At 67.5% G+C, this 12151-nt stretch carries 14 protein-coding genes; 3 read left to right on the forward strand and 11 right to left on the reverse strand.

What is annotated here, in order from left to right; all coding sequences use genetic code 11:
* Positions 1 to 97 precede the first annotated feature (97 nt).
* From BLQ70_RS17775 to modA, 6 genes are all read right to left on the reverse strand, one after another.
* Positions 98 to 1516 (reverse strand): M20 family metallopeptidase, encoded by a 1419-nt coding sequence (locus BLQ70_RS17775; RefSeq protein WP_091859301.1) that lies wholly within the window; start codon positions 1514 to 1516, stop codon positions 98 to 100.
* Between the two features lie 166 nt (positions 1517 to 1682).
* Positions 1683 to 2093, reverse strand: a complete 411-nt coding sequence (cueR, locus tag BLQ70_RS17780; protein ID WP_061967960.1) for a Cu(I)-responsive transcriptional regulator — start codon at positions 2091 to 2093, stop codon at positions 1683 to 1685.
* Between the two features lies 1 nt (position 2094).
* Positions 2095 to 4581 (reverse strand): heavy metal translocating P-type ATPase, encoded by a 2487-nt coding sequence (locus tag BLQ70_RS17785; RefSeq protein WP_170843453.1) that lies wholly within the window; start codon positions 4579 to 4581, stop codon positions 2095 to 2097.
* A 102-nt stretch (positions 4582 to 4683) separates the two neighbouring features.
* Positions 4684 to 5778: a molybdenum ABC transporter ATP-binding protein gene (gene modC / locus BLQ70_RS17790; protein ID WP_091859303.1), complete on the reverse strand. Its 1095-nt coding sequence runs from the start codon at positions 5776 to 5778 to the stop codon at positions 4684 to 4686.
* Positions 5775 to 6479: a molybdate ABC transporter permease subunit gene (gene modB, locus BLQ70_RS17795; protein ID WP_091859307.1), complete on the reverse strand. Its 705-nt coding sequence runs from the start codon at positions 6477 to 6479 to the stop codon at positions 5775 to 5777. Before modB ends, modC begins: the two co-directional genes overlap by 4 nt.
* Before the next feature lie 10 nt (positions 6480 to 6489).
* Positions 6490 to 7293, reverse strand: a complete 804-nt coding sequence (gene modA / locus BLQ70_RS17800; RefSeq protein WP_091859310.1) for a molybdate ABC transporter substrate-binding protein — start codon at positions 7291 to 7293, stop codon at positions 6490 to 6492.
* A gap of 117 nt (positions 7294 to 7410) precedes the next feature.
* Between modA and BLQ70_RS17805 the strand changes: the two genes are divergently transcribed.
* Both BLQ70_RS17805 and tsaA read left to right on the forward strand, forming a co-directional pair.
* Positions 7411 to 7617 carry a TOBE domain-containing protein gene (locus BLQ70_RS17805; RefSeq protein ID WP_061967953.1) on the forward strand — a complete coding sequence of 69 codons (207 nt, stop codon included), beginning with the start codon at positions 7411 to 7413 and terminating at the stop codon, positions 7615 to 7617.
* A 14-nt stretch (positions 7618 to 7631) separates the two neighbouring features.
* The gene (tsaA, locus tag BLQ70_RS17810) at positions 7632 to 8123 is read left to right on the forward strand and encodes a tRNA (N6-threonylcarbamoyladenosine(37)-N6)-methyltransferase TrmO (RefSeq protein WP_091859313.1); all 492 of its coding nucleotides are present in this window, start codon (positions 7632 to 7634) and stop codon (positions 8121 to 8123) included.
* Between the two features lie 16 nt (positions 8124 to 8139).
* Here the strand turns inward: tsaA and BLQ70_RS17815 are convergent, their stop codons facing one another.
* Genes BLQ70_RS17815 through BLQ70_RS17835 form a run of 5 tightly spaced genes read right to left on the reverse strand, consistent with a single transcriptional unit; the run spans position 8140 to position 11198 of the window.
* Positions 8140 to 8577 carry a GNAT family N-acetyltransferase gene (locus BLQ70_RS17815; protein ID WP_091859317.1) on the reverse strand — a complete coding sequence of 146 codons (438 nt, stop codon included), beginning with the start codon at positions 8575 to 8577 and terminating at the stop codon, positions 8140 to 8142.
* A complete protein-coding gene (locus BLQ70_RS17820) occupies positions 8574 to 9026 on the reverse strand; it encodes a hypothetical protein (RefSeq protein ID WP_091859320.1) in 453 nt (150 codons plus the stop codon). The genes BLQ70_RS17815 and BLQ70_RS17820 overlap by 4 nt, the downstream gene beginning before the upstream one ends.
* Before the next feature lie 41 nt (positions 9027 to 9067).
* Positions 9068 to 9577, reverse strand: a complete 510-nt coding sequence (locus BLQ70_RS17825) for a cupin domain-containing protein (RefSeq protein WP_091859323.1) — start codon at positions 9575 to 9577, stop codon at positions 9068 to 9070.
* Positions 9578 to 9590: 13 nt separating this feature from the next.
* Positions 9591 to 10448: a 3-mercaptopyruvate sulfurtransferase gene (gene sseA / locus BLQ70_RS17830; protein WP_091859326.1), complete on the reverse strand. Its 858-nt coding sequence runs from the start codon at positions 10446 to 10448 to the stop codon at positions 9591 to 9593.
* Between the two features lie 33 nt (positions 10449 to 10481).
* Positions 10482 to 11198 carry an alanyl-tRNA editing protein gene (locus BLQ70_RS17835; protein WP_091859329.1) on the reverse strand — a complete coding sequence of 239 codons (717 nt, stop codon included), beginning with the start codon at positions 11196 to 11198 and terminating at the stop codon, positions 10482 to 10484.
* Between the two features lie 167 nt (positions 11199 to 11365).
* Between BLQ70_RS17835 and BLQ70_RS17840 the strand changes: the two genes are divergently transcribed.
* Positions 11366 to 12148: an SDR family NAD(P)-dependent oxidoreductase gene (locus tag BLQ70_RS17840; RefSeq protein WP_061967941.1), complete on the forward strand. Its 783-nt coding sequence runs from the start codon at positions 11366 to 11368 to the stop codon at positions 12146 to 12148.
* The last annotated feature ends 3 nt before the right edge of the window (positions 12149 to 12151 follow it).

Below are 12151 nucleotides of genomic sequence, written 5' to 3' on the forward strand. Positions count from 1 at the left end.
ACCCGAGCATCTCAGGAAGGAAGAGCGCCCTTCTCGGCACGAGGTTCTCGGGTCACCGCTCTGCGGCGCCCGAGAATGTGACGGCAAGCCGTCGCGATTAGCCCAGCGACATCGTCAGCGGCGGCTTCACTTCGGGCGGCAGCGGCGAGGTGTAGCCTTCCTTGCCGAGGCGGGCCTTATGATCGGCCTTGGCGGCAGCCATCAGGGCCGGGTCGCTCAGCACCGCGGCGCCGGTCGCGGCCATCGCCTTGGCGACATGGACCATCGCCTTGTGCGCGGCGGGGGACTTGCCCTGCGCCACCACCTGCCAGGTGTGGAAGGGCGTCCCCATCGCGACCGTCGGCGCATGGGCCTGCACGGTCGGCACCGCCCAGCTCACATCGCCGATATCGGTCGAGCCGATCGCCGGGTTGCGCCGGGCGTCGCGCGGCACGAGGAAGTCGGCAAGCGGGGCGCCGGTATCGGGCATGCCGATGGTGCGCCAGATCGAGGCGATCTCCTGGGCCGAGAGCGTGCCGCGGATCTTCTCGGCATAGGCCTTGTCGGCATCGTCGAAATGCGGCGCGCCGAGTTCGCCCATCACCTTGTGCATGGCCTCTTCGAGCGGCGTGTTGGCGACGAGATCGGAGACGGCGCTGACGATGCGCATCTCCATCTTGGTTTCCGTCATCAGCGCCGCGCCTTCGGCAATCTTCTTCACGCGCTGGACGAGCTCCAGCATGCCGCGCAGGTCACGGGCGCGGATCGAGTAGCGCACCCGGGCATGGGCCTGGACGACGTTCGGGGCGATGCCGCCAGTGTCGAGCAGCGCGTAGTGGACGCGCGCGTCGGAGGGCATGTGCTCGCGCATGTAGTTGACGCCGACATTCATCAATTCGACGGCGTCGAGCGCCGAGCGACCGAGATGCGGCGCGGCCGCCGCATGCGAGGCACGGCCGGTGAAGACGAAATCGGCGCGGGTATTGGCGAGGGCGAGGGCCGGAGCGACCTCCCAGAAGCTCGACGGGTGCCACGAGATCGCGACATCGGCGTCGTCGAAGGCGCCGGCGCGGACCATGAAGGCCTTGGCGGCGCCGCCTTCCTCGGCCGGGCAGCCGTAATAGCGCACGCGACCGGGGATCTTGTTCTCGGCGAGCCACTCCTTCATCGCGACGGCGGCGAGCATCGCGGCGGAGCCGAGCAAGTTATGGCCGCAGCCATGGCCGTGGCCGCCGGTCTCGATTTCCTTGTGCTCGGAAGCGCCGGCTTCCTGCGACAGGCCCGGCAGGGCGTCGTATTCGCCGAGGAAGGCGATGACCGGGCCGCCTTCGCCGGCCTCGCCGATCACGGCGGTCGGGATATCAGCGACATTCTCGGTGATCTTGAAGCCCTGGTGCTTCAATTCGGCGATGTGCTCGGCGACAGAGCGCTTCTCGGTGTAGCACACCTCCGGCATGCCCCAGACCCGGTCGGAGAGCGCGATCAGGCGCTCCTTGTTCGCATCGACATGCCGCCAGAGATCGTTTCGATTGTCCATTGTCGTTCCGCCTGGAGAACGCCTTGGCGCTCCCCGTCTTTCGTTGAGAGGCGGATTCCCCGACGGGGCCGATGCGGCCGGGCCGGACCCGCCTCTGGTGGGCAGCGGCATATGAGCAATCTCATACCGCCCCGTCCAGACATTCAGTGCATGGCGGAGCAGCGTCTCAGGCTTTGGCCTGCGCCGATGGTGTGGCGGCGAAGTCCGCCAGGATCGGGCAATCCGGGCGGTGGTCGCCATGGCAATGCGTCGCCAAGTGCCGCAGCGTGTCGGCCATGGCCTTGAGCTCGGCCGCCTTTTCCTCGAGCTCGCGCACATGCGCCATGGCGAGGTTCTTCACATCGGCGCTGGCCCGGCTCTTGTCGCGCCAGAGCGCGAGCAATTCGCGCGTTTCCTCCAGCGAGAAGCCGAGATCGCGCGAGCGGCGCACGAAGCGCAGCGTATGCACGTCGTCAGCGGCATAGACCCGGTATTGCGCGGCCGTGCGGGCCGGCGGGGTGATCAGGCCGATGCTCTCGTAATAGCGGATCATCTTGGCGCTGACGCCGGAGCGGGTTGCGGCTTCGCCGATATTCATCTCAGGCCTCCACCTGAAAGCGCTTCAACCTGAGCGCATTGCTGACGACGCTGACGCTCGACAGCGCCATGGCGAGCCCGGCGAAGACCGGCGAGAGCAGGATGCCGAAAGCCGGATAGAGCACGCCCGCCGCGACCGGGATCAGCAGGGCGTTGTAGCCGAAGGCCCAGGCGAGATTCTGGCGGATATTGGAAATCACCGCCTGCGACAGCGCGATCGCGCGGGGCACGCCCATCACGTCGCCGGACATCAGCACCACATCGGCGCTCTCGATCGCGATATCCGTGCCGGTGCCAATGGCGATGCCGACATCGGCCTGTGCGAGGGCAGGGGCATCGTTGATGCCGTCGCCGACGAAGGCGACCTTGGCGCCGCGGCCCTGCAGGCGCTTCACCACCTCGGCCTTGTCGGTCGGCAGCACCTCGGCCCAGACCTCGTCTATGCCCAGACCGCGCGCGACCGCTTCCGCCGTGCGCCGGTCGTCGCCGGTCACCATCGCAACCTTGAGGCCGAGCTTGTGCAGGGTCGCGATGGCCGCGGGCGTGGTCTCCTTCACGGCATCCGCGACGGCAATGACGGCAGCGATCTTGCCGTCGATCGCGGCATAGAGCGGGGTCTTGCCGGCTTCGGCCAGCGCCTTGGCGCGGGCGGCGAAGGGCGCGATGTCGAGCTTGTCCTCTTCCATCAACCGGTGGCCGCCGATCGCGACCTTGCGGCCCTCGACCGTCGCGGTGACGCCGCGGCCGGGATCGCTGGTGAAATCGGCCGGCTCGGCAAGCGCGAGGTTACGCGCCTTGGCGGCTGCGACCAGCGCCAGCGCCAGCGGATGCTCCGAGCGATTCTCGGCCGAGCCGACGAGACGCAGCACGTCATCGGCCGTGAAGCCATTCGCCGGCTCGATATCGGTGAGCTCGGGCTTGCCCTTGGTCAGCGTGCCCGTCTTGTCGAGCGCCACGATCTGGACGTCCTTCAGCGCCTGCAGGGCGTCGCCCTGACGGAACAGGATGCCGAGCTCGGCGCCACGGCCGGTGCCGACCATGATCGAGGTCGGGGTCGCCAAACCCATGGCGCAGGGGCAGGCGATGATCAGCAGCGCGACGGCATTGACCAGCGCATGCGACAAGGCCGGGCTCGGGCCGAAGACCAGCCAGACGGCGAAGGTCAGCAAGGCCAGCACGATCACGACCGGGACGAACCAGAGCGTGACGCGGTCGACCAGCGCCTGGATCGGCAGCTTGGCGCCCTGCGCGGCCTGAACGGTGCGCACGATCTGGGCGAGCAGCGTGTCGGAGCCGACCTTCCGCGCGGTGAAGCGCAGCGCACCGGAGCCGTTGACCGTGCCGCCGGTGACAGTGCTGCCGGCTTCCTTGCGGACGGGGGCGGGCTCGCCGGTGATCATCGATTCATCGACGAAGGAACTGCCGTCCGTGACCTCGCCATCGACCGGGACGCGCTCGCCCGGCCGCAGGATCACGACATCGCCGGGGCGGACGCTGTCGACGGCGACATCGCTCTCGGCGCCGTCGCGCAGAACGCGGGCGCTCTTGGGCTGGAGCGCGATCAGGCTGCGGATGGCGGCGCCAGTTCGGCCCTTGGCGCGGGTCTCGAACCAGCGCCCGAGCAGGATCAGCGTCACGATCACCGCGCCGGATTCGAAATAGGTGCCTTCCGTGCCCATCGGCAGCAGGTCCGGCAGGAAGGTCGCGACGCTCGAATAGAGATAGGCCGCGCCGGTACCGAGCATGACCAGCGAGTTCATGTCGGGCGCCAGCCGCAGCAGCGCCGGGAAACCCTTGCGCAGGAAGACGAGGCCCGGCCCGAACTGGACGATGGTCGCCAGCGCGAAGGAGAAGACGCGCACGTTCCACTCGCCGAAGGTGCCGGCGAGCCAATGGTGCAGGGAGGGAAACATGTGGCTGCCCATCTCGACCACGAGCAACGGCAGCGTCAGCAGGCCGGCGAGGATGACGGAGCGCAGCAGCTTGCCCTGCTCCTCGTCCTTGGCAGCCTGCCGGCGCGTGTCGGCATCGCCATCGGCCGCGGCGATCGGGCTCGCTTCATAGCCGGCGCCGGCGACGGCCTTGACCAGGGCCGGGACGATCTCGTTGCCGGCGAGCGTCTTCACGCTGGCGCGCTCGGTCGCGAGGTTCACGGTGGCCTCGATCACGCCCGGCACGGCGCGCAGGGCCTTCTCGACATGGCCGACGCAGGAGGCGCAGGTCATGCCCGAGACCGACAACTCGATCGTGTTCTCGACCGGGGTGTAGCCGCTCTGGCGGACCGCCGCCTCGACCTGCTTCAGGTCGGTTCCGCCCTTCGCGAAGCTGACATGCGCCCGCTCGGTCGCGAGATTGACCGAAACCGCATCGACGCCCGGCACCGCCGCGATGGCGCGCTCGACATGGGCGACGCAGCTCGCGCAGGTCATGCCCTCGACGCCCAGATCGAGGGTTTCGAGGTCGTTCCTGCTTCTGTCGATGACCGTCATCGCCGTCTCCTTCATGGTGATGACAGGCGATATAAGGTTTCCCATCATGGGAAGGTCAAGGCTGGTTGCATGACTTTTTGAGAGGGCGGTGCGGCGCCCGCGTCAGGGCATCTCGACGGAGACGCTCTTGATCACCGCATGAACGGGCTTGCCGGGCGCCAGCCCGAGCAGGGCGAGGGATTTCGCGGTGAGGCGCGCCGCCAGCTTCGCCTCGCCGCAAGCGATGAGCAGGTGCACGGTGCTGCCGCCGGTGCCGCTGCGCTCGCCGATCTCGAAGACCGTGCCCGGCAGCACGTTGAGCGCGCTGATCTCGGCCGGCTGACCAAGGCCGAGCATGACGTCGCTGGCGAGGATGCGGATCTTGATCCGCTGGCCCTGCCGCAGCGTGCCACGCGCGATCGTCAGCGGTCCGGCTGGTGTCGTCAGCCGCGCCAGCCCGAAAGCCTCCTCGAAACCGGCCACTTCGGCGGATAGCAGCGTGCTCGCTTCCGGTGCGCCCGGCCGTGCGGCCAGATCGGGCCGGGACAGGATGTCGGCCGTCGGGCCGCAAGCCGCAACACGCCCGTTCTCGACCATGGCGACGGTGGTGGCGAGGCGCGCGACCTCCGCCAGCGCATGCGAGACATAGACGATGGGAATGCCGGCCTCGTCGCGCAGGCGCTCGATATGCGGCAGGATCTCGGCCTTGCGGGCTTCGTCGAGCGCCGCCAAGGGCTCGTCCATCAGCAGCAGGCGCGGCTGCGCCAGCAGGGCACGGCCGATCGCGACCCGCTGTTTCTCGCCGCCGGAGAGCGCGCCGGGGCGGCGGCGCAGCAGATGGCCAATGCCGAGCAATTCCAGCACCTTGTCGAGCTCGGCCGGCTTGCGTTGGGCGCGCGGCACGAACCAATGCCCGAACAGCAGGTTCTGGCGCACGGTGAGATGCGGAAAGAGCCGCGCCTCCTGGAAGACATAGCCGATGCGGCGCCGGTGCTTCGGCAGGTAGATACCGCGTTCGGTGTCGACCAGCGTCTCGCCATCGACGCGGACATGGCCGGAATCCGGGCGGATCAGCCCGCCGATGACATTGACCAGCGAGGTCTTGCCGGAACCCGAGCTGCCGAACAGGGCGGTGAGACGCCCATCGGAGGTGAAGCTCGAATCGAGCGTGAAGTCTCCGAGCCTGTGGCGAACGGCGATATCGAGGACATCCGTCATTCGACGGCGATCCGGCGGCCCACGATGCGGGCCATCAGTTCGGAGAAAAAGAGCGCCGCGACCGAGATCACGATGGAGATCAGCGTCAGGCGCATTGCGCCGGCATCGCCTCCCGGAACCTGCGTGAAGGTATAGATCGCCGAGGGCAGGGTCTGCGTCTCGCCGGGAATGTTGGAGACGAAGGTGATCGTCGCGCCGAACTCGCCCATCGCCTTGGCGAAGCACAGGATCATGCCGGCGATGATGCCGGGCAGGCAGAGCGGCAGGGTGACGACGAGGAATACCCAGAGCGGGCTGGCGCCGAGCGTCCCGGCGGCGGATTCGAGTTTGCGGTCGACCGCCTCGATCGAGAGCCGGATGGCGCGCACCATCAGCGGGAAACCCATCACGGCGCAAGCGAGCGCCGCGCCGGTCCAGCGGAATGAGAGCACGATCCCGAACCAGTCATAGAGGAACTCGCCGATCGGCCCGCGCCGGCCGAAGCCGACGAGCAGCAGATAACCTGTCACGACAGGCGGCAGGATCAGCGGCATATGGACGATGGCGTCGAGCAGGGACTTGCCCCAGAAGCGCCCGCGCGCCAGCAACAGGCCAACCGCGAGCCCCAGCGGCAGGCTCGCGAGCATGGCGGTCGTGGCGACGATGAGGCTGAGCCTCACCGCCGTCCATTCTTCAGGCGAAAGCGTAAGCCAGTCGGTCACGAAGCGGCGATCACGAAGAGCTGGCGGCCTTGTTGAGCACCGTGAAGCCCTGCTTCTCGAAGACGGGCTTTGCGGCGGGGCTGCGCAGATAGGTCAGGAAGGCCTGCGCGTCGGGATTGGCCGAATCCTTGGTGACGGCGACCGGATAGATGATCGGCGGGTGCGAATCCTCGGGGAAGGTCGCGACCACCTTGACCTGCGGATCGGCGGCGGCGTCGGTCGCGTAGACGATGCCGAGCGGGGCCTCGCCGCGCGAGACCAGCAGCAGCGCGGCGCGGACATTGTCGGCCTGCGCGATCTTGTCCTTCACCTTGTCCCAGCTACCCAGCTTCTCCAGCGCGGCCTTGCCGTATTTGCCGGCCGGGACGGAATCGACATTGCCCATGGCGAGGCGGCCGTCACCGACCGCGCCCGCGATATCGACGCCGGGCTTGAGGTCGAGCTTGGCGGTCGAATCCTTGCCGGCGACCAGCACGATCCGGTTGGCGAGCAGGCTGACGCGGGTATCCGGCTTGATCAGGTTCTTGCTCGCCGCATAATCCATCCAGTCGAGATCGGCGGAGACGAAGAGATCGGCCGGGGCGCCGTTCTCGAGCTGCTTCGCCAGCGTGTTGCTGGCGGCATAGGAGATTTTCGGCGCCGGCTTGCCGCTTTCCTTGACCCAGTTGGCGGCGGCCTCGTCCAGCGCGTTCTTCATGCTGGCGGCGGCGAAGATGACGAGGTCCTTCGTCTGCGCCTGCGCGGCGTCGAAGGCGGGAGCAAAGCTCACGGCAAGGGCCAGGCCCATGCCCAGCAGGGTGCGGCGCTTCAACATGTTGTTCCTCGCTCGAATTTCTCGTTGTATATCGTTGGGTATAACGATGGTTGCCGTGCGCCCGGACCCGAGTCAAGGCGCAGCCGCAGCCCTGTTGTCGCAAGGAGAGGACGAGCCATGAAGATCAGCGCCCGCAACCAGCTCAAGGGCAGGATCGTCGAGATCACCAAGGGCGCGACGACGGCCCATGTCCGCATCGATATCGGCGGCGCGATCGTCACCTCCTCGATCACCAATGCGGCGGTGGACGATCTCGGCCTCACCGTCGGCAAGGAGGCTTACGCCGTGGTCAAGGCCTCCGACGTCATGATCGCGATCGATTGACGAGGCGCGCTGCGATGGTCCGCGAGAACGAGATCCGCGAGAAGGAGGTCACTGTGGCGCCGCCGCAGGCGACCGATGCCGGCCTCGTCTTCATCGGCACCATCCGCACGCCCTGGACCTCGCGGCTCGTCTGCCCGCGCCAGGGCAGGGCGGACGGGCCGATCTGCCGCATCGAACTCTTTCCGCCCTGGGACGAGGCGCTTGAGGGGATCGAGCGCTTCGAACGATTGGAGGTGCTCTACTGGCTGCACCAGTCGCGCCGCGATCTCGTCCGCCAGAGCCCGGCCAATAACGGCGAGACGCACGGCACCTTCGCGCTGCGCACGCCGGTCCGGCCCAATCCGATCGGCACCTCGATCGCGACGCTGGTGGCGCGGGAGGGCCGGGTGCTGCTGGTGCGCGGGCTCGACTGCCTCGACGAAACGCCGCTCCTCGACATCAAGCCGGACCGGACGCTGTTCACGCCGATCGCCCCGCCGCAGCCCGGCGATTTCGAGACGGGCTGAGGCGGTCGGCGTTTGTCTAGAGGTTCTTCCTCAGCAGCCATTCGCCGCTGCTCGTGACTTCGTTCGCCTCGATGAACCCTGCCGACAGGTAGAATCCCAGCGGGCTGTGCTCTCCTCGAACGACGCTCGTGCTGAGTCTGGCGACACCGCGCGCCTTCAGCAGCGCGAAGACCTGCTCCAGCGCGGCGCGCCCGTAGCCTTTGCCCTGATGCCGGCGATCGACCATGAACCGCCAGAGATAGGCGGTGCCCGGCTTGTCGTCGTCGCGCCAGAGCATGAAGCCGACGGGCTCGTCCCCGGCATAGATCGCCCGGAAGGTAGCGCGCGGCTCGAAATGCGCCTGTGCGATCGAGATCGCGACCGGCGCGACATTCTCGCGCTGCTCCTCCGTGACCTCGAGGCCGCAGATGGTACGGACCGTTGCCGCGGTGATCTCACGCAATTCGACGGTCATGGCCGAGGCGCGGGAAACCGGCTGAGATAGGCCTCGGCTCGCGGCATGGCGTCGTGCAGGAACTGGCCGGGCTCACGAAGCCAGAGGCCGTCATAGCCGCGCGATTTCACTTCCGAGACGAGGATATCAGCCGGGAGTTCGATGAGGGAGGCCTGCCAGCCTGGCCAGCGCCTCCGGGCTCCGCGCCAGGTGTGAGCGAGGAACCGATCCTTCTCCGCATAGCCGTGATAGTCGAAGGCCCAGCCGCCGCCGTCGATGAAGATATGATTGCCGGTATGGCCGGCCGCCGGCTTGATCCAGAGCGCACGCATGCCGCTCCGCCCCCATCTCGCGAGGAAGGCATGTGCCAGGATGTGGCAGGCGCCGCAGGCGAAGAAAACCCGATCTGGTAGAGCCCAGCGCATCTGCGCATCGCTCTTGCGATAGCCCGGAGTGCGCGGCTGATACATGGTTGGTCAGGGGTTGTTTCAGCGAACCTGTCGCGCTCCGTTCACCCGTGCGGGTGCTTGTGGATCGGGTCGACCCAGTAGACCTCTTCCGGCTTCTCGACCGGATCGACATCGGTGATGTTGACGACGACCGCCTCGTTGTCCGAGCGCACCAGCACGCATTGCAACGGGTTGTCAGGATCGGCGTTGATCTCCTGGTGCGGCACGAAGGGCGGCACATAGATGAAATCGCCCGGCCCGGCCTCGGCGACGAATTCCAATCGCTCGCCCCAGCGCATCCGCGCCTTGCCGCTCACGACATAGATCACGCTTTCAAGATCGCCGTGATGATGCACGCCGGTCTTGGCATTGGGCTCGATCGCGACGGTGCCGGCCCAGATCTTCTGGGCGCCAACGCGGGCATGGTTGATCGCGGCCTGCCGGAACATGCCGGGTGTCTGCGCCGTGTTCGGGTCGAGCTTGTCGCCGGAGATGACGCGCACGCCGTCATGCTTCCAGCGCGGCTCGCCGTCATGGCCATGATCGTGCGGATGGTCGTGATCGTGGCTCATCGATGCCTCCCGCTCAGCCCTGCTTCGCCGGTCCGGTCGCGACCGGCCGCTCGCCCATGCCCCATTCGGACCACGAGCCATCATAGATCGCCTTGGCCGGCTTGCCGACGGTCTCGAGCGCCGTCGACAGGATCACGGCCGAGACGCCCGAACCGCAGGTCATGATCGAGGGCTTGTCGAGATCGACGCCGGCATCCTTGAACAGCGCGACGATCTCTTCCGGGGACTTCAGCCGGCCATCGCTGGTGAGCTGCGAAGACGGCAGGTTGAGCGAGCCGGGGATATGGCCGGAGGCCAGGCCCGGCCGCGGCTCCGCAGCCTCGCCGCGGAAACGGTCGGCGGCGCGGGCATCGACGACCTGGATCGCCTGCGAGGCGGTGGCGCGGGCCACGTCATCGGCATCGGCGACGGCGCCGTTGTCGAGCCTTGCGGTGAAGCTGCGGGGCTGGCGCGCCTTCGGACGATCTTCCTCGACCGGCCGGCCTTCGGCGAGCCATTTCGGAAAACCACCGTCCAGGATGACCACATCGCGCGCGCCGAAGACCTTGAAGGTCCAGCGCACGCGCGGCGCCGAGAAGAAGCCGAGTCCGTCATAGACGACGATGCGCATGCCGTCGCCGATGCCGAGCGCCCCGACGGCCGCCGCGAATTCGGGCGCCGAGGGCAGCATATGGGGCAGGGACGAGCGGGTATCCTTGATCTTGTCGATATCGAAATGGACCGCGCCCGGAATGCGGCGCTGGGCGTATTCGGCCGCGCCGTCGCGCTTCTGCGCCGGCAGATACCAGGAGGCATCGACCACGACGATATCGGGCGCATTCAGGCGCTCGGCCAGCCACTCGGTCGAAACGAAGACGTCTTCACGGGCCATAGGCGTATCCTCTGGGCATCAGCTTTGGTGATCTCAGGCCAGCGCGATCCGGACGCGCCGGTTCTGCTTGCCCTTCTTCTCGATATCGGTGACCGCGACCGCGCCGATCTCGGCGGTGTTGCGGACATGGGTGCCGCCGCAGGGCTGCAGGTCGATATCGCCGATGGCGACGAGCCGGACCCGGCCCGAACCGCGCGGCGGCTTCACCGACATCGTTTTGACGAGACCCGGATTGGCGTCGAGCTCCTCGTCGGTGATCCAACGCTCGGTCACATCGGCATGGCGCGCGACGAGCGCATTGAGCTTCTCGCTGATTTCGGCCTTGTCGAGCCCGCCTTCGGGAATGTCGAAGTCGAGCCTGCCGTCGCCATCCCCGATCGAGCCGCCGGTGACCGGAAAGGACAGAACGACGCTGAGCAGATGCAACGCAGTATGGATGCGCATCCGCTTGAAGCGGCGCTCCCAGTCGAGCACGACCGTCACCGCCTCGCCGGGCGCAGGCAAGGCCTGCCCTTCGGCCGGGACATGGATGACCCGGCTCTTGTCCTCGGGATCGTAGATCGTGGTGGCGATGGCGATCTGGCTGCCGTCAGTGCGGCGCAGATGCCCGGCATCGCCCGGCTGGCCGCCGCCGGTTGCGTAGAAATTGGTCCGGTTGAGGATGATGCCGCCGCGTTCGTTGACGGCCTCGACCGTCGCAGGCGTTTCCTTGAGATAGGCATCCTGTCGAAAGAGAAGCTCGGTCGGCATGATCTCGTCATTTCGCTGGCGGCGCGGAGCGCCCTTCCGGCGCAGACTGCACCGATTGAGCCAGCCATGCCACCGCGTTGGCGGGATAGCGGGGATGATTTCGGCCGCATGGCTTTCGGTCTGATGATTCGATGCCTAGATGACTGTCCCGCCAACCCGGAGCTGTCATGGCCTTGCCCCGCATGAAGCCGCAGGACGGCATCGCTTGGATCACCGGTGCCAGTTCCGGCATCGGCGCTGCGGTCGCGCTCGAGCTGGCGGCACGGGGCTGGACGGTTGCCGTCACCGCCCGGCGTCTGGAGGTGCTTGAGCGCCTCGCCCGTAGCGCCGAGAATCTGCCGGGCCGCATCGTCGCCCATGCCGGCGACGTGACCGACGCGCAGGGCATGCGGAATGTCAGTGACGCGATTGAGAGCATCCATGGGCCGATCGCGCTGGCATTCCTGAATGCCGGCATCGCGTCGGGCCAGGGCAGGGCGATCGATGTCGAGACGGTCGAGAAGGTGGTGGGCGTCAACCTGCTCGGCGTCGCCAAGAGCTTCTTCGCCGTTCAGCCGCGCATGGTCGCGCGGGGCAGGGGGCAGATCGCGGTCAATGCCTCGCTGGTCGGCTATCGCGGCCTGCCGGGTGCGGCCGCCTATGGCGCCGCGAAGGCGGGGGCGATCTATTTCTGCGAATCGATGCGCTTCGATTGCGAGGCGGCCGGCATCCGGCTGCAACTGGTCAATCCCGGCTTCATCGAGACGCCGATGACGGAGGGCCGCCGTTTCCCGATGCCGTTCCTGCTGACGGTGGAGGATGGCGCCAGGCGAATCGTCGATGGTTTCGAGCGCGGCGGCTTCGAGGTCACGGTGCCGCGCCGCCTTGCCTGGATCCTGAAGGTCGCGCGTCTTCTGCCTTACCCGGTCTATTTCGCGCTGATGAGCCGCTTTGCCGAGCGTAGCGGCTGAGCC

The sequence above is a fragment of the Allobosea robiniae genome (genome assembly GCF_900102525.1).
Classification (GTDB): Bacteria; Pseudomonadota; Alphaproteobacteria; order Rhizobiales; family Beijerinckiaceae; genus Allobosea; species Allobosea robiniae.

Coding starts and splice junctions, on each gene's coding strand:
- BLQ70_RS17820 (WP_091859320.1), bottom strand. CDS start 9,026: ATGTATCAGCCGCGCACTCCGGGCTATCGCAAGAGCGATGCGCAGATG.
- sseA (WP_091859326.1), bottom strand. CDS start 10,448: ATGGCCCGTGAAGACGTCTTCGTTTCGACCGAGTGGCTGGCCGAGCGC.
- BLQ70_RS17840 (WP_061967941.1), top strand. CDS start 11,366: ATGGCCTTGCCCCGCATGAAGCCGCAGGACGGCATCGCTTGGATCACC.
- BLQ70_RS17835 (WP_091859329.1), bottom strand. CDS start 11,198: ATGCCGACCGAGCTTCTCTTTCGACAGGATGCCTATCTCAAGGAAACG.
- BLQ70_RS17775 (WP_091859301.1), bottom strand. CDS start 1,516: ATGGACAATCGAAACGATCTCTGGCGGCATGTCGATGCGAACAAGGAG.
- modC (WP_091859303.1), bottom strand. CDS start 5,778: ATGACGGATGTCCTCGATATCGCCGTTCGCCACAGGCTCGGAGACTTC.
- tsaA (WP_091859313.1), top strand. CDS start 7,632: ATGGTCCGCGAGAACGAGATCCGCGAGAAGGAGGTCACTGTGGCGCCG.
- cueR (WP_061967960.1), bottom strand. CDS start 2,093: ATGAATATCGGCGAAGCCGCAACCCGCTCCGGCGTCAGCGCCAAGATG.
- modA (WP_091859310.1), bottom strand. CDS start 7,293: ATGTTGAAGCGCCGCACCCTGCTGGGCATGGGCCTGGCCCTTGCCGTG.
- BLQ70_RS17825 (WP_091859323.1), bottom strand. CDS start 9,577: ATGAGCCACGATCACGACCATCCGCACGATCATGGCCATGACGGCGAG.
- BLQ70_RS17785 (WP_170843453.1), bottom strand. CDS start 4,581: ATGACGGTCATCGACAGAAGCAGGAACGACCTCGAAACCCTCGATCTG.
- BLQ70_RS17805 (WP_061967953.1), top strand. CDS start 7,411: ATGAAGATCAGCGCCCGCAACCAGCTCAAGGGCAGGATCGTCGAGATC.
- BLQ70_RS17815 (WP_091859317.1), bottom strand. CDS start 8,577: ATGACCGTCGAATTGCGTGAGATCACCGCGGCAACGGTCCGTACCATC.